This window comes from Methanomassiliicoccus luminyensis B10 (assembly GCF_000308215.1).
Lineage (GTDB): Archaea > Thermoplasmatota > Thermoplasmata > Methanomassiliicoccales > Methanomassiliicoccaceae > Methanomassiliicoccus > Methanomassiliicoccus luminyensis.
On sequence record NZ_CAJE01000021.1, the window covers coordinates 1 to 21,535 of the forward strand.

Below are 21,535 nucleotides of genomic sequence, written 5' to 3' on the forward strand. Positions count from 1 at the left end.
CCCCCGCCACAAAGTTTAAAAGGACAGCTTTGTTAAGGGACTCCACACTGTAGGAGAGCTTCACCGCTCACTTGCACTACAGGAGGAATGTTATTTGGCAGAGAAAACGACCTTAGCGGCCGTCAAGAAGTGTCTCGAGAGCTCCCCCCAGAGGAAGTTCGTAGAGACCGTTGACCTGGCCATAAACCTCAAGGATGTGGACCTGTCTGTTCCCAAGAACAGGATACAGGAAGACGTTGTTCTACCACATGGACGGGGTAAGGCGCTGAAGGTCTGCGTTATCGGAGGTGCCGAACTGGCCGCCAAGGCCAAGGGCGTCGCCGACCTCATCATCACTCCCGATGAGCTCGGGAAGATCGCTGATGACAAGAAGCAGGCCAAGAAGATGGCTTCCCAGTGCGACTATTTCATCGCCGAAGCCCCCTTGATGCCCCAGATCGGTAAGAGATTGGGTATCGTGCTCGCGCCTCGCGGCAAGATGCCCAAGCCCATACCGCCAGGCGCCGACCCCAAGCCCATGATCGATAACCTGCGCAAGAGCGTGTCGGTCCGCAGCAAGGACCGCCGTACCTTCCAGGCCCCTGTCGGCACCGCGGACATGCCCGCGGAGGAGATAGCGGACAACGTTGATGCCATCCTCAAGAGGGTCACCGGCAAGCTTGAGAAAGGAAGGCACAACATCGACTCGGCCTACGTCAAGACGACCATGGGCCCGGCCGAGAGGCTTCTGTAAGGAGGTTCTGACATGGCACACGTAGCATCCTGGAAAAAGGAGAAGGTGAAGGAGCTCACCGACCTCATGCTCAAGAACCCCGTCGTGGCCGTTGTCGACGTCCACGGCATACCGTCCCCCCAGCTTCAGAACATGAGGCAGGGGATGAGGAAGAACGCCGCCATAATGATGACCAGGAACAACCTGGTGCTCATAGCTCTGGACGAGGCGGCCAAGCAGAGGCCCGGACTGGAGAAGCTGAAGGAGCAGATCAGCGGCCAGTGCGCCATCGTGGCCACCCCGATGAACCCCTTCAAGCTGTTCCAGAACATGGAGGATACCAAGTCCCCCGCGCCCGCCAAACCTGGCGACATAGCGCCCGAGGACATCGTGATCAAGGCGGGAGACACTCCCTTCAAGCCCGGCCCCATCGTGGGCGAGCTGCAGAAGGCCGGCATCCCCGCCGCAATCGAAGGCGGAAAGATCGTCATACGCAAGGAAAAGGTACTTGTAGAGAAGGGGCACAAGGTGTCCGAGGAGCTCAGCAAGATCCTGCCCAAGCTGGAGATCTTCCCCATGATCGTGGGGATGGACCTCAGGGCCGCCTTCGAGGATGGCGTGGTCTACAACAAGGCCGTGCTCGACGTGCCCGCGGACTACTACCCCAGCATGTTGGCCACCGCTTCCCGCAACGCCATCGCGTTGGGCGTCAGCATAGTGTACCCGACCAAGCAGACCATCAATCCGCTGCTGGCCAAGGCGTACCGCGGTGCTAACGCTCTCAGCATCAAAGCGGCTATCCCCACAAAGGATAACATCAAGACTCTCCTGGCAAAGGCGAACGCGGAAATGCTCGCCGTTGCGTCTCGCGTCCCCGGGCTGGAGGACGAGCGGCTGAAGAAGCAGCTGTCCGCAGCTGCCGCGCCCGCACCTACGCAGGAGAAGAAGGAAGACAAGAAGAAAGACGACGAAGATAAGAAGCCCGAGGTCAGCGAAGAAGAAGCCGCTGCAGGCCTTAGTGCTTTATTCGGATGAAACAATCAAAGGAGGTATAAAAATGGAGTACATATACAGCGCCTTGGTCCTACACGCTGCTGGCAAGGCAGTTAGCGAGGAATCGATCGCGAACGTCCTGAAGAGCGCGGGTGTCGAGCCCGACGCCGCCAGGATCAAAGCCTTGACCGCTTCCCTCGAGGGCGTCAACATCGACGAGGCCATCGCCTCCGCCGCTGTCGCCCCCGTCGCCGCCGCAGCCCCCGTTGCTGCCGCGCCCGAGGCCAAGGTCGAGAAGAAGGAAGAAGAGAAGAAGCCGGAAGTCAGCGAGGAAGAGGCTGCTGCCGGTCTGTCCGCTCTGTTCGGCTGAACAGGACCGGATAGGTCTTTCTTCGACCAATGGGGCTCCGGCCCCTCTTTCAACCCCTTTCCTCGTTTTTCATTATCCTGATGCGTTCTGGATCAGTCCATCTTGTTGACCATGCCGGAGACCTCTTTCTCCAGAAGGTCGGCGAGGTCCCGGTCGATCTTGCTCTTCATGTCCTGGGGCACCAGGGAGATGCCGAGGTCCACCCCGTACTTGCCGAGCTTGACCATGGCATAGCCCTCCCTGACCTTGGCCTCCATGAGCTCGCCGATGGCGGAGCGGATGTTGGCCTTGAGATCGGGGTCGTCGTCCAGCTTCTGGCGTATGTGCCGCTTGATCTCGTCCTTGATGAGGTCCCTGGCCGCCTCCATGACCAGGTCCTCGACGCGCATGGCGCCCATGGGGTTCTTCATCAGTGCGGTAAGATAGTCATTGCCCTCAGCCATGAGGATGACAATGCAGGATGTTCTAGACGTACCTTTCCGTAAGGAGATATTTTTAAGCGGTGAGGGGGATTAGTTCTGGATAGCATGCGCTTATTCGACGTCTATAAGCTGGCAGTGGAGGAGGGAAAGAAGGCGGACCCCCGGCGGGGCCAGGAGATGGACCGGCTCCTCAAGCGGACCGAGGAGGCGTATCAAAAGCTGGAGGGGAAAGAGAAGGACCGGTCCGACGCCGACGCGCTGTGGAACCCCTACGCCGACTCCCGCCTGCTGTGCGGGGACCGGGACGCCGAGGTCCAGGGCATGATGTGGGGCATCGACATCACCGTGGGCGAGGCGCTGCTGGCGGACCGCCTCAGGGATAAGGGAAAGCGCATCGACGCGGTGCTGGGCCATCACCCCCGGGGCCGGGCGCAGGCCTCGCTGTACAAGGTCATGAGCATACAGGAGCAGATGATGGAGTCGTGGGGCGTGCCGATCACCGCGGCGGAGTGGATCATGGGGCCCCGGATGAACGAGGTCAAGCAGGCGCTGCACTCCGCGAACCACGCCCAGGCCGTGGACGCCTTCCGGCTCCTGGACCTTCCGCTCATGTGCATCCACACCCCCGCGGACCTGCTGGGCCAGAGGTTCATGCAGGACCTGCTCGATGAGAAGGGCCCGGAGCGCATCAAGGACCTGCTGGACGTGCTGGGCGATCTCCCGGAGTACGATGCGGCCATACGAGAGGCGGCGCCCCCGGAGGTGCTGGTCGGCGACAAGGAAAAGAGGGCCGGCAAGGTGGCCGTGAAGTTCGCCGGCGGGACGGCGGCGCCCAAGGAGATCTACGAGCAGCTGGGCCGCGCCGGGGTCGGGACGATCGTATGCATGCACGCGCCCGAGAGCCACATCGAGGAGGCGAGGAAGAACAAGGTGAACCTGATCGTGGCGAGCCACATGGCCTCCGACTCCCTGGGCCTGAACCTTTTGGCGGACATCTTCGAGGACCGGGGGATAAGTATTATCCCTTGCTCCGGATACATACGTGCGAGGCGCAAGTGACCAGCCAACGCTACGACCGGCCCGCGAAGGTCCTCAAGGACCCCGCCAAGCTCTCCTTCGACTACGTGCCCGAGCGCCTGGTCCATCGGGAGAAGCAGATGGAGCGCCTGTGGATGATCTTCCGCCCGGTGCTGGAGTCGGGGGTCTCCCAGACCGCCCTGCTCATCGGGAACGTCGGGACCGGGAAGACCGCCACCAGCAAGCGCTTCTGCCTGGACCTGGTCAAGAGGGGCAGCGAGACGGGCAAGCCCATGGACTTCGTGGTCGTCAACTGCCGCCAGAGGAGCACCGAGTCCAGCGTCCTGCTGCGCCTGGTGACGCACTTCGACGAAAGGTTCCCGGACAGGGGCTTCTCCACCGCGGAGATGCTGCGCACGCTGCACAAGCACGTGGAGAAGCGGAAAATGCACCTGGTGGTGGTGCTGGACGAGGCCGACGTGCTTCTGCGCAAGGGCGCCGGGGACATCATCTACCACCTGTCCAGGTTCGACGAGGAGAAGATCGGGGCCAAGTCCTCCATGTCCCTCATCCTGATCTCGCAGAAGTACCTGCTGGACATGCTGGACCCCGCCTCGCTGTCGACCTTCCGGAGGGCCAACGTCATCACCTTCGACCGGTACGGCGGCGAGGAGCTGCGGGACATCGTGGCCGACCGCGTGGAGCTGGCCTTCTATCCCGACACCGTTCCCCCGGAGTCCGTCGACCTCATCGCCGACGCCTCCGCGGAGTGGGGGGACGCCCGCTTCGCCATCGAGATCCTGGAGAAGGCGGGCATGCTGGCCGAGGAGGAGGGACTGCCTCAGGTCGCCCCCGAGAACGTCAGGGCGGCCAAGGCGCTCACCTATTCGGTGGTCACCTGGTCCAAGGTGGAGCAGCTGGACATCCAGAAGAAGTTCGTGCTTCTGGCGGTGGCCCGCTCCCTCAAGGACCATGCCTACGTGACCACCAGGGACGTGGAGAAGAACTACCAGGTCGCCGCCGAGGAGTACGGGGAGAGGGCGAGGGGGCATACCCAGTTCTGGGCGTACCTGCAGTCCATCGCCAACGAGGGCCTGGCGGAGACGAAGGTCTCCGGGGACCCCTCGGGCGGGCGGACCACCTACATCTCCGTTCCGGACATACCGGTCAAGGCCCTGCGGGAGATGCTGGAGAACATGCTCGGCGAGAAGGAGTGAGCCGGGACCGCAATCATTGATGATGGACGGCGCAAAGGCCGTTCCGAGGCCGATGACAAGACCCTGGGGAGAGCGGCTCGGGGCCCTGACAGCGAGAGCGGCGGGCACGTACCCTTTTGTGCCATGGCCGCCCGCGGTTTGCATTGGAGTGCCAATATTTCCCCTTCGGAAAAATATAATTATATGGCGGCCCCCGTATGAGTGGCCGATGGGCAAGTTCGTACTGCGCTGCGCTGGGTGCTCCAAGGAGCAGGGGCCGGAACGCCTGGGCTGCGCCATGGACCTGGGCCTCCTGAGGGCGGATTACGAGCGGAAGCGCCTGACCCCGGCGCCGCATCCGGGCATCTGGAAGTTCCTGGACTGGCTGCCGGTCAACGGGACCATCGAGCGGTTCACCGGCGGGCCGATAGCGTACCAGAGCGAGGGGCTGGCCGGCGAGCTGGGCCTGAAGGACCTCTGGATCGCCTTCAACGGTCACTGGCCGGAGAGGGGCGCGGACCTGCCAACCTGCAGCTTCAAGGACCTGGAGGCCCCGCCCACGGTGCGGCGGCTCATGGAGGGGGGAGGCAGGGACGTCCTGGTGGTCTCCTCGGCCGGCAACACCGGGCGCGCTTTCGCGCACATGTCCTGCCTGACCGGGTACCCTCTGGTGCTCGTCGTGCCCTCGTCGGCGGTGCCGAAGCTGTGGCTGCCTCCCGGCGATGACGATCCGAGCTCGATATTCGTGGTGTCGGTGGAGGGGGACTACACCGACGCCATCCAGCTGGGCGAGAGGATCGCGGCGAAGCGGGGCTTCGTTCCCGAGGGCGGCGCGCGGAACATCGCCCGGAGGGACGGCATGGGCACGGTGATGCTGGAGTCCGTCCTGGCCATGGGGGCGCTGCCGGACCGGTATTTCCAGGCCGTCGGCAGCGGAACAGGGGGCATCGCCGCCTGGGAGGCCTCCATGCGACTGATAGGGGACGGGAGGTTCGGCTCCCGCCTCCCGGTGCTGCACCTGGCCCAGAACCTGCCCTGCGCGCCCATTTACAGCGCCGTGCACGGCGGGGCCCCCGACCCCAAGTGCCCCAGCGGCATGTACGACGCGGTGCTGTTCAACCGCCGGGCCCCCTTCGACGTTCCCGGGGGCGTCGCCGACGCCCTCGCCGCCACGCACGGCTCGGTGGCCGGGATCACCAACCGGGAGGGGGAGGAGGCGTCCCGGATGTTCGAAGACAGGGAGGGGATCGACATCATGCCCGCCGCGGCGGTGGCGGTGGCCGCGCTGGTCAAGGCCGTCGCGGATGGCAGCGTAGGCAAGGACGAGAGGGTCCTGCTCAACATCACCGGAGGGGGCGAGGGGCGGCTCAAGAGGGGCTCGGCCCTGGACCGGCTCGAAGCGGACATGAACGTGCCCAAAGGCGAGGGGACGGAGCTGATCGTGAACAAGGCCAACCACAAGCTCAGAAAGGCCAAGAGGGCGGGCGCGTGAGCTCCTCTTCCGAGGTCTTCGAGGCCCTGAAGAGCTGCGGGGTGGATTTAGTCACCAGCGTGCCCTGCGTCAATCTCCGGGAGCTGCTGCTCATGATACGCGATGACCCGAGCATGAGGCATATCCCGGTCACCAGGGAGGAAGAGGGGGTGGGCATCTGCGCCGGCGCGTACCTGGGAGGGATGCACCCCGTCCTGCTGATGCAGAACTCCGGGCTGGGGAACTCCATCAACGCGCTGGCGTCGCTGGACCTGCTGTACGGCATCCCGCTGCTGATGGTGATGAGCCACCGCGGGCTGGAGGGGGAGCAGATAGTGGGCCAGGTGCCGATGGGGCAGCTGACCGAACCGCTGCTGGAGGCCATGGGCATCCCCGCGCACGTCCTGGACCGCGGTGACGACGCCGGGGCGGTCATCGAACGGGCCTGGGACGGTTCACTGAGGGAGCGAAAGCCGGCGGCGGTGCTGATAAAGCAGTCCTACTGGGGCCGGGCATGAAGCGGATGGAAGCGATCGAGCTCATCGCCAGGAGCGCCGGGGACGCCCTCATCGTCTCCAATATCGGCTATCCCAGCAGGGAGCTCGCCGCCGCGTGCGATCGGGAGGAGAACTTCTACATGCTCGGCTCCATGGGGATGGCGTCATCCATAGGCTTGGGGCTGGCGCTGGCGAGGCCGGAGCGGAAGGTGATCGCCCTGGACGGCGACGGCTCCATCCTCATGAACCTGGGGTCGCTGTCCACCATCGCCTGCCACGGGCCGGACAACTACCTCCTGGTGATCCTGGACAATGGGGTTTATGGCTCCACCGGCGCTCAGCCCACGCCGATATGCGCGCGGAGCGACCTGGCTAGCATAGCACGCGCGGCCGGCGTGCCGTTGGTGGAGGAGGCACGCAGCCTTGTGGAGCTGGCGGAGCAGCTTGCAAAGATGAACATGGGAGTCCTCGTGGTAAAGACCGAGCTTGGCAACGCTAACGTGCCAATCATCGAATTCGCTCCCGCCGAGATTCTCGAGCGGTTCATGGCTGCGGTCCGACAATCGTCCGACGAATTTCACGATAGAGCCAGATGAAAATCGTTTTCCTACAGAACGATTTTATGATGAAATCGTCCTATTGCAGAACAACATTCATATCAGGCTGAGATTGGGCAGGTAGATATCGTACTGAAGGGACAGTTCTGGAAAAGAGTGGACCCTGTAGTCAGAAAGGAGGAACATGGTCCTGGAGGCCATCTAGACCTGCCATGACCTGAAGGGCCCCAAGACCATGGCCAGAGAGGTCGGCGCGCTGAAGACATGCCTGGACGAGGTGAAAGCTTCCAGAGGGCCGATAGTAACGGCCGCTCCCCGAATGGCCTCCCCGACCGACGAGAGGATAGCTATCGTCGACACCCTGAATTGGGCCCCTAATGAATATGGGCGTTCTGACACCGTTCTGTATCGTGCCAATTACTGACGTTGCAAGAGAGTTACAATACTAGAGAACGAATCATGTATCGCTCAGTCCCTCATCTTCATGAAGCCCCAGAACGCCGTCAGCGCGAACATGACCGATGGGACCACCACGACCACGCTGGGGACTGCGCCGTCGGTGAGCGAGATCGCCGCGACGCCGAGGACGAAGACCAGCACGAAGCCGATCGAGCCGTTGAGCACCATTTTCTTACCGATCTCGCGGTTGCTTGTCGTGATCTCATGTTTGATCTCGGCCATGCGGCGGCCGCTCTCCGTTACCGCCACGCCCTCCACGGCGGACCAGCATTCTTCCAGCAGCAGGCCCCAGTTCAGTTTTGCTTCGGCCAGCATCATGGCCACGTCGGAGGAGTTGGCCATCGACGGCGTCGCTGTGACGGTGACCGTGACGCCACCGCTGGTCGGCGCGATAGCGAACTTAAGCTTCTTCCTGCCGTTGCGCTCCCACGACCTTATGCACTTCAGCGAGCCGTGGGACGCCTCGACGCTCGCCTTCCCATCACTGATGACCTTCTGCGCGTTCTCCTTTTGCAACCAGAGAACTATTCTATCTGTGATGTCCTCGGGCCTCATGCCCCTGAACTCATGTCGGTAGTTGAGATCCAGTGCCATTGTTACGCCTTCTCTTTCGTCAATTCACGTAGATGCGACAATAGTTGTACGCCGGGACCGAGAAAGAGTCCCTCGGGACCTTGCTCATCAAAAGCGCGCACAGCGGGTCGAAGTTGTCGGAGTCGAGCCTTACATTTATCGCCTGACCCGACCCGGCGATGGCGATGCCGGCGATCTGGTTCGAACCGCCGTAGTAGTCTACGCTGACGACGCTGTCCCACGGTATCTTGGCTTTTTCCTTGTACCCTCGCAGTCCCGGCCTGAGCTGTCTGATGCCCTCGTCGTTCGCCACGACGACGGAAAACCCAGATTCTAACGATTGCAATGGGGCCAACGTGACGACCACAATGGTAAAGCAGAGAGTAAACGTAGGCAAATCTCTCATCGTTCCATCGGTCCACGGATCTGTTCCTCCGAAAATTATGGAGAGTTCGAACAGAAGAATGAACACTATCCAGAAAAAATGTATGAAACCGAAGAAGTAGCCATGCATCTGCTTCCGCCACAGAACCATGTTGCGAGGGTCTTCGGTTCTCAGCCTATCTTCCAGAGCCTTCATCCGGCTCGCCGAGCGTCTGAATACCCAGCGTGAAGCTGCATAGGAAACCAGCCAGCCTATGGCGAATGCGCCAAATGTGATAAGGCAGGCCAAGAATATAGTTATTCACATGCCCCCAACAACCTCTCGCATCTAAAAAGCTCAATAATTGTGTATGTCACGTTTTATCCCTCCTACACCGCGGTGTTAGAAAAGGTACGCACGTCAATCACATCTAGAGGACGCGGACTGGCGACTGCTGTATAACTGGCTATGCTAACATAATGCCTTTTCTGAGCCCATTCCATACCAGACTCAGCAATAGAGAGGCCAACGTCAATGGTTAACTGTACTGCCGCACGGTTTCCTCCTGCAAGATATTCTGGCGCACCAATCATATCCATATATCCCGGTAATCTAAACTCTTTTAAACCAATTTTTGTTGGATATGGGAGCATGGGTTTCAAGTCAACAAGCTTCACGTTTTTGGCACTGCTAATGAATTTAGTCAATGAACCTGTTTTCAAAGCCGGAGCGAACTCGCCCAGTCCACCAAATGCAGCCCCTATCGCCCCAGAAATTAGCACTGAGTTCATATCGATTTCCTTACCATCTAATCTCTGGCTAGCATATTCCCCTACCGCACCTGCGGCGAAGCCTCCTCCCATGCCAATTGCCAACCCTAAGCCACATGTCGCCCCGGCGATTTCTGTTCTCAGTAAAGGGGCTTGGTTGAGAAAGCCCCCCTATCCTTCTTCCGGTAGATGAGCCAGCGGGAAGATGCCCAGTTGTTTCAATTCGTTCTCCCTTTTGCTCTTACTATTCATTGTTGGAATTAGTTCCTCATCTAATGATTCAGCTAGGCTTATTTGTTCCCAGATTGGTTTCTTCACCCTGTTGATTATTATCTGTTCATCATCTTTCATCAAGGTTCACATTTCCTGGCTATAATATCAGCGGCCCATTCATTCATCGCCTGGCAGAGGATGATCTGACATCCAGTTCTGAAGTGGCTCCCACCAATGCATATCTTTGTACCGGCGCTTGAGCCTCCGAATGACACGACGTCCCTTTGATGTCAGGCCGAACCGATCTCCATCAACTGCCAGCCATCCCCTCTCACGAAGACGCAGGAACGCCCAGGAGAGCTTATCAGGATCGGGAATATTGATGAAGAGGTCATCGGCCGATCTGATGACCTCCCATAATGGACGTATGCCGTCCAGGCGATAAAGAGCGTAAGCGACCCATGCCTCGCTGATCAGCCGTTGCGGTGGAAGGACCCCTCGTTCCCCCGCCAAAGCTGCTTGCAGGAACGGCAGGTATTCCTTTTCGAGCCTGCGGTACTCGGATTCGGCATTTTTGTCGAAGACCTTGGTCTCGGATTTCCAGATCTCGGCATTTTCATCGCCTGGCAGAGGATGTTCCGACATCCATCTCTCGATCAGTACATACCAGTACATATCATCGTCCTGGCTCAGGACGTCCCGAACGATATGACTTCCCTCGGGCGTCAGGCCGAACCGATCTCCATCAACTGCCAGCCATCCCCTCTCACGAAGACGCAGGAACGCCCAGGAGAGCTCGTCACAACTTGGGGAACTATGAAAGACGGCATCGGACCGATAGAGGACATTCCAAAGAGGGCGTATCTCATCGCGGTAATAAAGCGCGTAAGCCATCCACGCCTCGATGAACCGTCTTTGTGGTGGAGGGACCTCCCGTTCCCCTGCCAACGTCGCTTGCAAGAACGGCAGGTATTCCTTTTCGAGCCTGCGGTATGCAGATTCGGAATCTTCGACGTATGCTTCGATCCTGGCATTCATAAGCTCGTCCTTGTCGAATCCCATGGATGTCAGTATCTGGTCCAATTCGCGCCATGGCATCGGCTGGGGCGATCTCCAGTTCCCCTGCGGAGGGGTCACTTCCGCCACCCATAGATCGAGGTTCTCTCCATCAACGATTTTGATTTTCAGCATTGGTCCGACACTCCTAAGGCCAATTGATCTTTATCACATTTTCATATCCTCGTGCTGCTATCTCTTTTAGTTCCAACTGGTAGAATTTTTTAGTTTCCAAACCCATCTTCACAAACTCTGGATTTCGACCCAGATCTACAACGGGGTATCCCTTATCCATCATTTTGTTAATCCATTTGATATTTTTTACCTCCATCTTCGCCTCTGGCATTGTGCTCGGCAGTTTCCGCATGGTCTCGCCGCCGTACTTGAGTTTGAACTCATTGACCCGAGTCATGGATTCCCCAATGACGGCGAAACGACCGTTTGAAGGAAGGCTCTTGGATATCGGTGATAGTTTTGACGTTATTGATCCGGCAGTAGCTGCCAGACCTTTGGCCGCGAGTTTGGTTATCGCGGCTCCCGCCCCGAAGCCTATCGCCCCGGTCCCGGCGCCTATTGCCGTGCTCGCCGCCAATCCTTCCCAGGAGAAGCTCGATCCCGCATTCAGACCGTAATCCAAAGCGCTCGTCCCCGCGCCGATGGCTACCGAAGCGGCAAGGGCGAGAGCGGGTGACGCGACACCCGCGGTCGCCACCGTAAGTACGACACAAACAGCGACGACAGCAACTGTCTTCCAATTATTGCTGAACCAGTTGCCAATGTCTCCGAAGATGCTCATTCCGGTCGGGTCGATGAACATCAGCGGGCTGTTCACGCAGTACACGTACCGGTTCAGGGTCTGCGGCATCGACAGCGAGCCAAGCTCTGGATCTAGGGCGAGGAACCGTCCCAGCTCCGGATCATAGTAGCGAGCGAACAGGTACACCAGGCCGGTACCGTCGATCATTTCCCCGGCGAACATAACTTGGTCGTAACCGGTCGGGGAGTAAACGGCGCCGAACGGCTTGTACGTCACCGCCGAGAACAGGATGTCCTGTGGACCGGCGTTCCCGTTCTTCAGCACCAGTCTCGTCGAACCGAGAGCGTCGGAGATGTAGCAGTCGTTCTCGGTCCCGTCGACGATCCTTACGGCCAGCCGCCCGTTGGCATACACGTACTTGTTGGTCGTACCGTCGGAGGAGACCTCGTACACGGGATCGTGGCCGGAGTAGACGAAGCGGCTTGTGCCCGACGGATCGATCGTCATGGCCCTGGCCCCGTTGGCGTCGTAGCCATATTCGCCCATCACCGCTGAGACCCAGCTACCTGACTGCCACTGGTATTTGACAACGGAGCTCATCCGGCCGAGCGGGTCATACAGGTAGTTGTACTTCAGCGACGAGGTTTCCTTCCACGCCACGTTCCCGTCCTCATCGTACCTGTATCCCCATGTTCCATCCGAGGAGAGCTGGTTGTACACGCCGTAGGAGTACGACACGTTGTTCCCGTTCTCGTTCTTCCATATTCGGTTCCCGACGGCATCGTAGCCGTACTGTATGCTGCCCCACGCCCCGGTCGCTTTGGTCAAACGACCGAGAGCGTCGTACGTATAGTCCTCCGTGCCCGCCGGACCGACGCTGTCCTGGATCCTGAGCACGTTGCCTGCCGCGTCGTAGTTGTACCGCAGTCCCAGGATATCGGCACCGTAGCGGTCCTCCGCCGATATGCCGCTGACCCATCCTCGTCCGTTGTAAGAGTACGAAACGACGGAGTTGCCGCCGAGGTAGGTTTCCGTTGCTACGGAGCCGTCGAGGTTGTACGCGAGGTGCAGCAGGTTCGTCCCGCCGGATACTATGTCTACCAAACGGTCGAGGTCGTCGTAAACGTACGATACCCTGCCGGAATCAGGATAGTCGACGTGCAGCAGGTTCCCGACGTCGTCGTACTCGTACGAGAGAGTGAACGGAACGCCGTCCACGATCTCGATCATCTCGACGACCCGGTCCATGTCGTCATACTGGTAGGTTATCGTGCCTAGATCGTTGCTTTTCTCGACGACACGTCCTTTGAGATCATAGCCGGTGGTGATGGTATCATCCTCGCTCGCCACGCTCGTCAGGTAGCCGAAGCCGTCGTAGGAGGATGTGGTCACCAGTCCGCTCCTGGATGTGGATGTGAGCACCTTTCCGGCGTTGTCGTAGGTCCACGATTCGGAGAAGCCGTCCGGGTACAGGATGGAGGTCTGCCGGCCCAAGGCGTCGTAGTGCATGCGGGTGACTTCGCCGTTGGCCTGCCTCACGGTCTTGAGGTTGCCGGCGGCATCGTAGCTCATCAGCGTCTCGTAGTACTGCGTCGAGGAGTGGTACTCCCGGGAAGCGTTAAGGCGACCCAGCACGTCGTACTTCATCACTTTCTTGTTGCCGAGCTCGTCGATGTACGTTACCAGGCGGTTCACGTCATCGTACTCGGTGTACGATGCGTACCTGCTGGTGACGCTGCCGGCGCATTCGACGGAGAGATCGTCGTAGTACACGGTGAAGCGGTCCGCGTTGGAGCCGCCGATATCGACGAAGAATTCGAACCTCACATCGTCGCAGCGAGACCAGTCGATGTTCCAATCATCGGAGGGATGAAGAACGATATTCAGCCAGGTGTTCAGGGCCGGCTTGCCGTAGATGACCTTGGTGTTCGGGTCCGTTGTAGTTCGGCTGTCCGAACTTTGGGTCCAGCATGACAGCCAGTACGTGTAGTTGGCATAATTGCTCCCGGAGGCGTCGTACAACCTCAGCTTGATGCCTGACTCAAGGCGGTCCCACTGCCAGCCGTTGTGAGAGTACTCGCTCACGAACATCTTCACCGAGAGATCCGATATCTCACTGGCGCTGAGGTCCTTGCTCATCGTCGTGGTGCCGTAATCCTGACCGTCGGCGCCTCCTCCGATAGAGGTGAGCTTCACGGACTGCCCGGCGGAATGGTATTGCTCGGTCGAGAACGAGGAGGTAAGCCAGGAGCGGTGCGAGTACGGCTGCCATCCCGCGGTCGAAGTGAAGTCATCATTGATGGTCGTGGCACCGGTCCCTTCATCGTAAACGGCGGCGGAGGTTTGGCGACCAAGATAATCATATGAGTACTCGGTCGCCCGGCCCATCTCGTCTACTACCCGGACAGGCAGGTCCTGCCAGTTATATTCATACGTGACTTGGGAGTGCGGCGTGCTCGACAACCCGTAGCTTTCCACCTTGACGAGGCGGCCGATGACGTCGTAGTAGCTCACGGTCTTGCGTCCCAGCTCGTCATAGTAAGCGGCCTTGTTGTTCTCGTCGTCGTACTCGATGGAAACGCTGGTCCCGTCGGGGTTGGTCGTCCTAACGGTCCGGCCGAGCACATCGTACTGATAGCTGGTCGTAGCGTCGTAGGCGTCGGTGACTGAATTTAGCCGCCCGGTGGCAAGATCGTAAGAATATGATGTTCGCCCCCGCTCGTCCTGCGCCCGGCCATGTATGGATAGGTCGTCATAGTTTACCCTGAACTTGTCGGCGACGGTGCCGGAACCGTATACATGGAGCTCGATGCGCACCTTTGAGCAATCGCTCCAATCTATATCCCAGTCCTCAGAAGGATGCAGAACGACGTCAAGCCAGGCGTTCATCGGCGGCTTGCCGTAGATGACCTTAGTGTAGCTATCGGGAGCGGTGCGATTGTCCGTTGATTGTCTCCAGCATGCCAGCCAATAGGCGTAGGTGGCGTAATTGGTACCGGAGGCGTCGTACAATCTCATACGTATGGCAGAGTCCAGGGTGTCCCATTGGCGGCCGTCGTGAGAGTGCTCGCTCACGTACATCTTCGTCGAGATCTCGTTTACCTCAGCGATGTTGTATTCCTTCCAGGCGGTGACGGAGCCGGTATCGTAGGTACTGGGAGCGCCGGTGGTGAAACCGAGCTCCACCGAGCTGGAGGGAGAGCAGTATCTGGACGTGCTGTATTGCCCTACCAGCCAAGCAACATTGCCGTTGCTTGAACCTTTAGACAGAGTCCAACCGCTCGGCGATCCGAAGTTTTCCAGTTCTTCGACCGCTTCGCCGATCGCAGCGCCCCATGTACGCTCCAGGTATGTTCTTCCGTCCCCATATTCGTAATACGTCCTCACGCCGGCGGCATCGGTGCTCGACACCAGATTGCCGCAGATGTCGTAGAACGACTCGGTGCAGGCCCATCCGGAGCCAAGCCTGGACTTCGACGCGATAGGATACCCGTCATAATTGTACTTGATGTAGCTATCCTGCGCTGTCGTTCCTTCGTCGTTCTGATAGGTCAGCGCGCCTGCCAGACTGCTGTGCAGATCGCTCTTGATGTTGTTCGCGTAGAAGTCGGTCCCCTCGTAGCTGAACTTGTCGTAGTTGTAGATCTCATCATAGACGGGGCTGGCGTAGACCAAGGTCCCGACGCTGTCGTAGATCTCGAAGGAAGCGGAGATGGGGAACGCCCGAACGCCCTGGGAGTACAGGTCCAGAGTTACAGAGCCGGAAGTGGCGGTCTTCGACACCGTGGTACCGTTCACCAGCGTCATCTTCACCGTCATGCCGGACGATAGGCCGTCCACCCTGACCCCGAGGCCATGGACGCCGGAGCTGTCCCACTTGGCCGTCCCGCCCCTGAGGCCGTAGATGATCCCATAGATGTTGCTGCCATCAGGTATCCCAAGGTCAGATGCCTTGACGGTAAGTTGTGCCCATTGCCCCGTAATCTGCGGCACGTTCCCGATGCGATGAATGTGTTGTGATAGGGGTTCCAGTTCAGAGGGAACTAGAGTGGTGAATGCATCGTTTCCAGATGTGTCTCCGCCCCAGTATGCTCTCTTCCAGACACCGTTGACGAAGTACTGGAGCACGATCTCTTGAGGCATCTTCCCGTCCTCAAGCCATATATACTGAACGATAGCGTCCGATGCGTTCACGCGCATGTAGGATGTGGTGGATTTGAAGCCGTGGCCGTGATTATATATGCTTATCGAGTACCCACTCTGCCGATACTTGTCGCTGGTGACGGCATAATCGGAATCCGTTATCCAACTGTACTCCATCATGAAGGAATAAGTGGTCGAGCCGGACGGCCAGGCATCGTCGGCGATGGAGCTCCGGGATTGAGCGTATCCGCTGGAGATCCCCTTCACACCTGCGATGAAAGTGCCGTCTACGACAGAGTACGCATCCCCGCCCCAGATGTCCATCATGGGGGTGGAGATCGAGGTGTCACCTACTTTGAGAAGCCTAATGTACGCAGGTAACGACAGCCGGGAGAACGGAGGGATGCTGAGCGTTCCGGACTTGCTGCGGTCCAGAAGCTCGCCCCTTGAGTTGTACAGCTCGACGATGTCGTCCGCTTCCAGCCCGCTGACGGTGACGGTGCTGCTCTTGTATATCCGGACGTCGTCGAACCACAGGGCGGTCGCGGTTCCGCCATTTGAGTTTGCCTGGAACCTTATGGCGTTGAGCTGTCCCGACGCCAAGAGGGGAACGTTGCTCTTCACCAGCACTCCGTCGATATAGATGTCGTATGCATTGCTGGAGTACTTGACGGCGAACCCGACATCGTACCATGTGTTAGGCGCACATGGTGCGACCGAGACCCATGCGCTTCCGGTATAATATTTGAAATAGCCGCCCTGCGACTCGAAATTGATCCGGGCCGTGCTGCCACTCATCGCCATGATGTAGTTTGGAAGCGTGTTCCGCGTCATGAAGGAGGTCTGGATGTTGAAGTTGCCGCTCTGCCCGGCGAACTGATGAGTTGCTGACAAGTCGCCGGACGTTGTTGTTCGAGTAAGCTTGAGGGACGGCGCTCTTGTCGGGTCCGCAGATCCGTCCAGCTGCACGCTCCCCGCTCCGGCGTCCACGGTCCAATCCGAAAGGTCCCAGTCATCGAACGCGTCGTGGAATATTTTGCCAGTAGAGGTCCTTTCCAGTATGGTCCCGCCCTGGAACGAGTTCTGGGTATCGGTGTTGGCGTACGAATAGTATGAGTCGTGGCCGAGGGCGTCCCTGGTGAATATCACGTTGCCCCAGTCATCGTAGGCCATGTACTCCGAGTAGCTTACCTCAGCAGAGCTGCCGCTGTAGGTGTCCACTCTGCTTGGCTGTCCCCTGGCGTCGTACCACGTGGTGGTCTTCTGCATCTGCTCGCCCGCCGGGCCGAGCACGATCTCGCTGGAACTCTTCAGCGTGGACTGGAAGATGTAGATGTTGCTTCCCTGTATCGTCCCTGTTTCGTCGTAATTGACGAGCTTGCAGTAAGTCACCTTGCCGTTGACGATCTTGTAGTCGAAGGAGGTCTGGCGGATCAGAGCGTTGGTGGCCGCGTTCCTGATGGATTCCGAGATCACCAGTCGGGACGTTACTTCTGTCGCGGGAGTCTGATCCACACCGTAAGTGTACTGCACCTTTCCTCCGCTCGGATAGGTTATGCTGTTGAGCAGATAGTTGCTGCTCGGATCATAGGTGAACGTGGTGACCCTGTCATCGGCATCGGTCACTGACGCAAGGAACTGCTGTCCATCGTGCTGAGCGTAGCCGTACTGGATCGTTTCCCCGTCCGGCCGCATTATGCTGCTCAGCAGCCCATTGGAGTTGTAGTAGAACGTTATGGTCCGTCCCAGTGCCGAATCGGTTATGGATGTAAGGCGGCTGCCGCTATACTCGAGGGTCAGGCAGTTGTATGGTTCCGTGTATGAAGCGGCACCGGGATCATAGTTCGCGAGATCAGATATCTTCTTGAGAGCGTAGCCGGAGTGATCGAACTGATATCTCAGTCCGGCCGACGTGATCAGCTCGTAATATTTCGTCCCTTGCTTGTTCACGTCACGCAGGACGAAATGCACCCCGTCGTGATTGACGAACTCTTTGGCATCGCCTTCATTACCCCACTGAATGACGAAGCGCTGCCCGTTGGCCAGGTACACGTACCGATCATCCATCCACGGCAGGTCGAGCGACCAGAACCGGCCCATGTTGCAGGACGGGAACGCCTTGTAATCATATGGCGTATTGTGCATGAAATATTTCGGTTGCTGGTATATCCTCGATACCCCGAGGTCCAGGCCTCCCCGGCCGGTGATGGAGACATCGTTCTGAACGAGGGTTAGCTGGCCTGACCCCGGGGAGATATACTGGCCGTTCATGGCGAAATATGTCCCATACGGGGACAGCCCGTCCCTGTCCCAGGGGTCCGATGAATAGCCGGAGGTGCCGAATGGAAGTGGGATACTGGCATAACTGATTGAGCATGAACCGTCAAAAAAGTAGTTGGTCCATGCCAGTGCCAATGAGTTAATGGGGCTAACCCATGAGGTTAGTTGATCAAGGAAGACCTCGAATAAGTCCCCACAAGAACAAAGAGTGCCACCTGACCAAGAGCCAGAGTTTGCATATTTTTGATAATGTTGAACCAATGTTTCAGATGTTTCCTCATTAAAATAAGATATGTGCAGAAGGTTATTCGCATCAAGACTGATTGTAGGTGAATAACCACGCCCTATATTGGAAATGGGGTGGGAACCATCAAGACCTATGGCAACGTATCGAACATATTTGTCGGTTCCTACATAGGCAATGTGGACCGCCCCATCCGATGATGCTACAGCCGAAAACTGCCCCGCATTATAGATTGGGGAATAGCCGGAGAACATACCGATATCGTAAGGATATGGCCCTGCCCAACCATTTGTTTCAGGCAGATAATAGCTTATCCGAATGTATTGATTTTGATGTCCTGAAGGACTATAACCTGTTTCAAGCAGAGCTACGGACCCTCTTGCGAGCGGAAGTAGAACGATGTTCCAGTGAGAATAGAGGTCATTCCATGGCGGCACAGTCCAGGACAAATGAAAGCTGTCTTCTTCACAAGTTGCCGATTTCCAGACACGCGTACAGTATGACACCCCTCCGCCATCACAATAGTATGCTACCCAGTAGACGCCGTCCCCTATAGCCACCGATACTGGCGTTTTTAAGATATAGTAATTCGCATCATAGCACTTATCGATCAGAGCCCTGTCAATCCACTGTATGGTAGTCCCTATTACGGTACCTTTTTTCACGTATACTGTCAGGGATGAATCGCACCATCCCACCATCAGATTTCCATCTCTAAATGCAACATCGAATCCACATTCAGGATGAGGGGTAGTTCCCTGCGGCAGCGATACCTGGCCACTCCAAGTGATGCCATCCGCACTGTACCGGTAGCAGATGGCCGTCCCACTGTTGTAGAACAGCCAGTAGATGCCGTCATACCAGAACATCTTCCGTTGGCAAGCGAATCCTGTCGCATTCACATTGGGGACATCCCCGACCACGGTCGGATCGATGACCTCTTCCCCTTCCCGGAACGAGATTACCAGCGACCGTCTCTCCTTCTCTGGGGTTCCTTCGCTCCTCGCATCGTGCCGAGCGACGCTCAGGTCCCCTTCCGCGGCATCGTTCCAGTCGATCGTCAGCTTCTCCGAGCCGACGTTCAACGTAATGCTGAGATCTGACGAGGACGGCCTCTTGCCGACAATATCATCAAGAGATGTTCCCGCCCATTGCGCGTCAGACTCATCCACTGTGGCGTCCTCTCCCGGGATGATGACCCAGGCGATGTTCCAACCCTTCATATCGGCATCGGGCGCGACGACCGAGGCGGTGATCTTCGGTCTCTTCCCTTCCTCGAAGTCGTATACGACGGTCATGTCCCAAGCGGCCTTTGACAACGCGTCGTTGAGCGAGTAGCTTATCTCCAGGCGCTCATCGACGGCGGATAAGATCTTTCCGCCGAGGATATCGAACGACTCGCCTCCGGCATCGAGGGTAAAGAACGATTCCTCCACCAGCTTAGTGCCGTTCAGGGACGTCAAGGACATCTTTTCCGGCCGGGACTCGTTGAAAATATAAACGCCATAGAGGGTCCAGTAGCAAATGCCATACGGTTCTTTGGTCATGTAGCTCTGGGGGATGATATCGTCCAACGACGATACGGTCGGCTCGATCGGCGAGCTGAAGCGGTCCCGTTGCCGTTATCCGTCAGGTCGGCGCTGCCGCTCTTCTTCGGAACCGTTCCCTCTGCTCCGGTCATGCAACTGAACGAGACGGACACCACCAGCAAGGCCATGGCTATCGCGGAAGCGGCCTTGCGGTAATCGAACGATTTGTTCATTACCATGTTCTCCCCCACCATTTCACGCGGCTCTACGATCCCCTGTCGAAGGCCACGCTGCTGAACGATACATCCAACACAGAATCATCATTGGATGTATAGTCCGACTTGGTATTACGATTCTAAAATATAAAAGTTATCATTTTGCATTCACGCGCCGGGGCTCGGCAACATCTGCATAAATTCGCCGGAGAATGAACTGAAAGATCGACGCTGCCAGAGGTGGGCGCAGTCACGAACTCTGGGAGTTGAAAGCGTGACCGCGCTCAAGCAGGACAGGCGTGTTCATCCCGGCCAGTGCTTCCTCGGCTCACATGACGCGTTAGAGACCACGGTCCTCTTCTTGGTGAACATCTGCAGCCGGGACATCGAGGAGGGTATACTGCTCTGCTTCCATCCTTGGAAGTACTCGCCGCACGGCAGCGTCCGAACGCACTCGTTGATCCACACGTTCCCGGCCTCCATCCGCCTCGCCAGCGCACTCCCTTTATCCATGTCCCTGGTCCAGATGGTCGCCCCGAGCCCGTAGGGCGTGTCGTTGGCCAGCCTCACCGCCTCCTCCTCGTCGTGCACCACCTTGACCGGGCACACCGGTCCGAAGGTCTCCTTCCTAACCACTTCCAGGGAGTCGTCGCTGTAGCGCAGCACCGTCGGCTCGTAGAAGAAGCCCGGCCCATCGACGCTGCTCCCTCCGCAGAGAAGCTCCGCGCCCCCCTCCACCGCGCCCTGCACCACCCCGTTGACGTTCTGCCTCGCTTCCTCCCGGATGAGCGGGCCGACGTCCTCCTCTGCGTCGAGCTTGGAGGCGATTCCCACCAGCCTCGACAGGAACTCCTCCGCGACGGCCTCGTGCGCGTAGACCCGCTTTACCCGCACGCACACCTGCCCGCCGCGGGAGAAGGAGCCGTAGGCAATGCCCCGGGCGGCCTGCTCGATGTCGGCGTCCTCGCACACGATGGCCGCGTCGTTGCCCGACAGCTCCAAGATCAGGGGCTTGATCCCGGCGTTCCTGGCGACGTCCCTGCCGGTCTCGATGTTCCCGGTGAACGCTACGGCGTCGCAGTCGGAGCGCACCATCTCCCTGCCCACCTCTGCGCCGCCGATCAAAGGTACGTACAGGTCCTTGGGGTACCCGGCCTCGTGCACCAGGTCGGCGATCCTGAGCCCGGACATGGTGCACAGCTCCGACGGCTTGTACACCACGGAGTTGCCGGTCAGCAGCGCCGGCATCGCGGTGATCATGGTCTGCCAGAAGGGAAAGTTCCACACCCCGATGTGCGCCACGGCCCCGTGGGGCAGGAGCTGTATCTCCGCCCTGGTGTCGGGCCATCCCGCCGGGGGCAGCGGGTACTCCTTGTCTCCGGCGCGGAGGTATTCGGCGACGTAGCCGTCCACTCCTGAGAGGGCGCTGTTGTACGCCCCCACCAGCGCCTTCTTGGGTATGCCCACCTCCTCGAACATGGTCCCCACCACCTCGTCCATCCTCCTGCGGCACACCGCCTCGAGGTCCTTCAGGCGGGCGGCGCGGTCCTCCTTGGTGGTGCTGAGGCACCAGGCCTTCTGCGCCTTCCTAGCCTTCCCGAAGGCCTCGCGGACCTCGCTGGACGACGAGGAGCGGAATTCCTTGATCGGCTGTCCGGTGCGGGGATTTATGGAGCGGACCATGCCCAACGGAACGC

The 21,535-nt window shown here is 58.8% G+C and carries 18 protein-coding genes; 9 read left to right on the forward strand and 9 right to left on the reverse strand.

The genetic code is table 11. The features are described 5' to 3' along the window. Positions 1-94: 94 nt before the first annotated feature. Genes WYS_RS11450 through rpl12p form a run of 3 tightly spaced genes read left to right on the forward strand, consistent with a single transcriptional unit; the run spans position 95 to position 2,075 of the window. On the forward strand, positions 95-733 hold the full coding sequence (locus WYS_RS11450) for a 50S ribosomal protein L1 (protein WP_019178312.1): 639 nt from the start codon (positions 95-97) through the stop codon (positions 731-733). A 12-nt stretch (positions 734-745) separates the two neighbouring features. After that, a complete protein-coding gene (locus WYS_RS11455; protein WP_026069060.1) occupies positions 746-1,747 on the forward strand; it encodes a 50S ribosomal protein L10 in 1,002 nt (333 codons plus the stop codon). A gap of 22 nt (positions 1,748-1,769) precedes the next feature. Further along, entirely contained in the window at positions 1,770-2,075 is a 306-nt protein-coding gene (gene rpl12p / locus WYS_RS11460) for a 50S ribosomal protein P1 (RefSeq protein WP_019178314.1), read from the forward strand. A gap of 92 nt (positions 2,076-2,167) precedes the next feature. Here the strand turns inward: rpl12p and WYS_RS11465 are convergent, their stop codons facing one another. Then, positions 2,168-2,518: a hypothetical protein gene (locus WYS_RS11465; protein ID WP_019178315.1), complete on the reverse strand. Its 351-nt coding sequence runs from the start codon at positions 2,516-2,518 to the stop codon at positions 2,168-2,170. Between the two features lie 84 nt (positions 2,519-2,602). Between WYS_RS11465 and WYS_RS16260 the strand changes: the two genes are divergently transcribed. From WYS_RS16260 to WYS_RS11495, 6 genes are all read left to right on the forward strand, one after another. Next, positions 2,603-3,556, forward strand: coding sequence for a hypothetical protein (locus WYS_RS16260; protein WP_019178316.1), 954 nt, complete (start codon positions 2,603-2,605; stop codon positions 3,554-3,556). Beyond that, positions 3,553-4,731, forward strand: coding sequence for a Cdc6/Cdc18 family protein (locus WYS_RS11475; RefSeq protein WP_019178317.1), 1,179 nt, complete (start codon positions 3,553-3,555; stop codon positions 4,729-4,731). The genes WYS_RS16260 and WYS_RS11475 overlap by 4 nt, the downstream gene beginning before the upstream one ends. Positions 4,732-4,939: 208 nt before the next feature. Continuing rightward, the gene (locus WYS_RS11480) at positions 4,940-6,202 is read left to right on the forward strand and encodes a cysteate synthase (RefSeq protein WP_019178318.1); all 1,263 of its coding nucleotides are present in this window, start codon (positions 4,940-4,942) and stop codon (positions 6,200-6,202) included. After that, positions 6,199-6,699, forward strand: a complete 501-nt coding sequence (gene comD, locus WYS_RS11485; protein ID WP_019178319.1) for a sulfopyruvate decarboxylase subunit alpha — start codon at positions 6,199-6,201, stop codon at positions 6,697-6,699. The genes WYS_RS11480 and comD overlap by 4 nt, the downstream gene beginning before the upstream one ends. Continuing rightward, positions 6,696-7,274: a sulfopyruvate decarboxylase subunit beta gene (gene comE, locus WYS_RS11490; RefSeq protein WP_019178320.1), complete on the forward strand. Its 579-nt coding sequence runs from the start codon at positions 6,696-6,698 to the stop codon at positions 7,272-7,274. Before comD ends, comE begins: the two co-directional genes overlap by 4 nt. 196 nt (positions 7,275-7,470) lie before the next feature. Continuing rightward, positions 7,471-7,659 carry a hypothetical protein gene (locus tag WYS_RS11495; protein ID WP_026069062.1) on the forward strand — a complete coding sequence of 63 codons (189 nt, stop codon included), beginning with the start codon at positions 7,471-7,473 and terminating at the stop codon, positions 7,657-7,659. A gap of 44 nt (positions 7,660-7,703) precedes the next feature. On the opposite strand, the gene WYS_RS11500 is transcribed toward WYS_RS11495, so the two are convergent. The 8 genes from WYS_RS11500 to WYS_RS11540 all read right to left on the reverse strand — a co-directional run bounded on the left by WYS_RS11500 (position 7,704) and on the right by WYS_RS11540 (position 21,521). Further along, on the reverse strand, positions 7,704-8,288 hold the full coding sequence (locus tag WYS_RS11500) for a hypothetical protein (RefSeq protein WP_019178323.1): 585 nt from the start codon (positions 8,286-8,288) through the stop codon (positions 7,704-7,706). 19 nt (positions 8,289-8,307) lie between these two features. After that, positions 8,308-8,580: a hypothetical protein gene (locus tag WYS_RS16135; protein WP_147654262.1), complete on the reverse strand. Its 273-nt coding sequence runs from the start codon at positions 8,578-8,580 to the stop codon at positions 8,308-8,310. Between the two features lie 440 nt (positions 8,581-9,020). Then, positions 9,021-9,506, reverse strand: a complete 486-nt coding sequence (locus WYS_RS11510; RefSeq protein ID WP_019178325.1) for a hypothetical protein — start codon at positions 9,504-9,506, stop codon at positions 9,021-9,023. 66 nt (positions 9,507-9,572) lie between these two features. Continuing rightward, entirely contained in the window at positions 9,573-9,752 is a 180-nt protein-coding gene (locus tag WYS_RS11515; protein ID WP_019178326.1) for a hypothetical protein, read from the reverse strand. Between the two features lie 39 nt (positions 9,753-9,791). Beyond that, positions 9,792-10,805: a hypothetical protein gene (locus WYS_RS11520; protein WP_019178327.1), complete on the reverse strand. Its 1,014-nt coding sequence runs from the start codon at positions 10,803-10,805 to the stop codon at positions 9,792-9,794. A 13-nt stretch (positions 10,806-10,818) separates the two neighbouring features. Then, positions 10,819-17,841, reverse strand: a complete 7,023-nt coding sequence (locus tag WYS_RS11525) for an RHS repeat domain-containing protein (RefSeq protein WP_019178328.1) — start codon at positions 17,839-17,841, stop codon at positions 10,819-10,821. 1,796 nt (positions 17,842-19,637) lie between these two features. Next, positions 19,638-19,862 carry a hypothetical protein gene (locus WYS_RS16140; protein WP_147654264.1) on the reverse strand — a complete coding sequence of 75 codons (225 nt, stop codon included), beginning with the start codon at positions 19,860-19,862 and terminating at the stop codon, positions 19,638-19,640. A gap of 279 nt (positions 19,863-20,141) precedes the next feature. Then, a complete protein-coding gene (locus WYS_RS11540) occupies positions 20,142-21,521 on the reverse strand; it encodes an aldehyde dehydrogenase family protein (RefSeq protein WP_019178331.1) in 1,380 nt (459 codons plus the stop codon). Between the last annotated feature and the right edge of the window lie 14 nt (positions 21,522-21,535).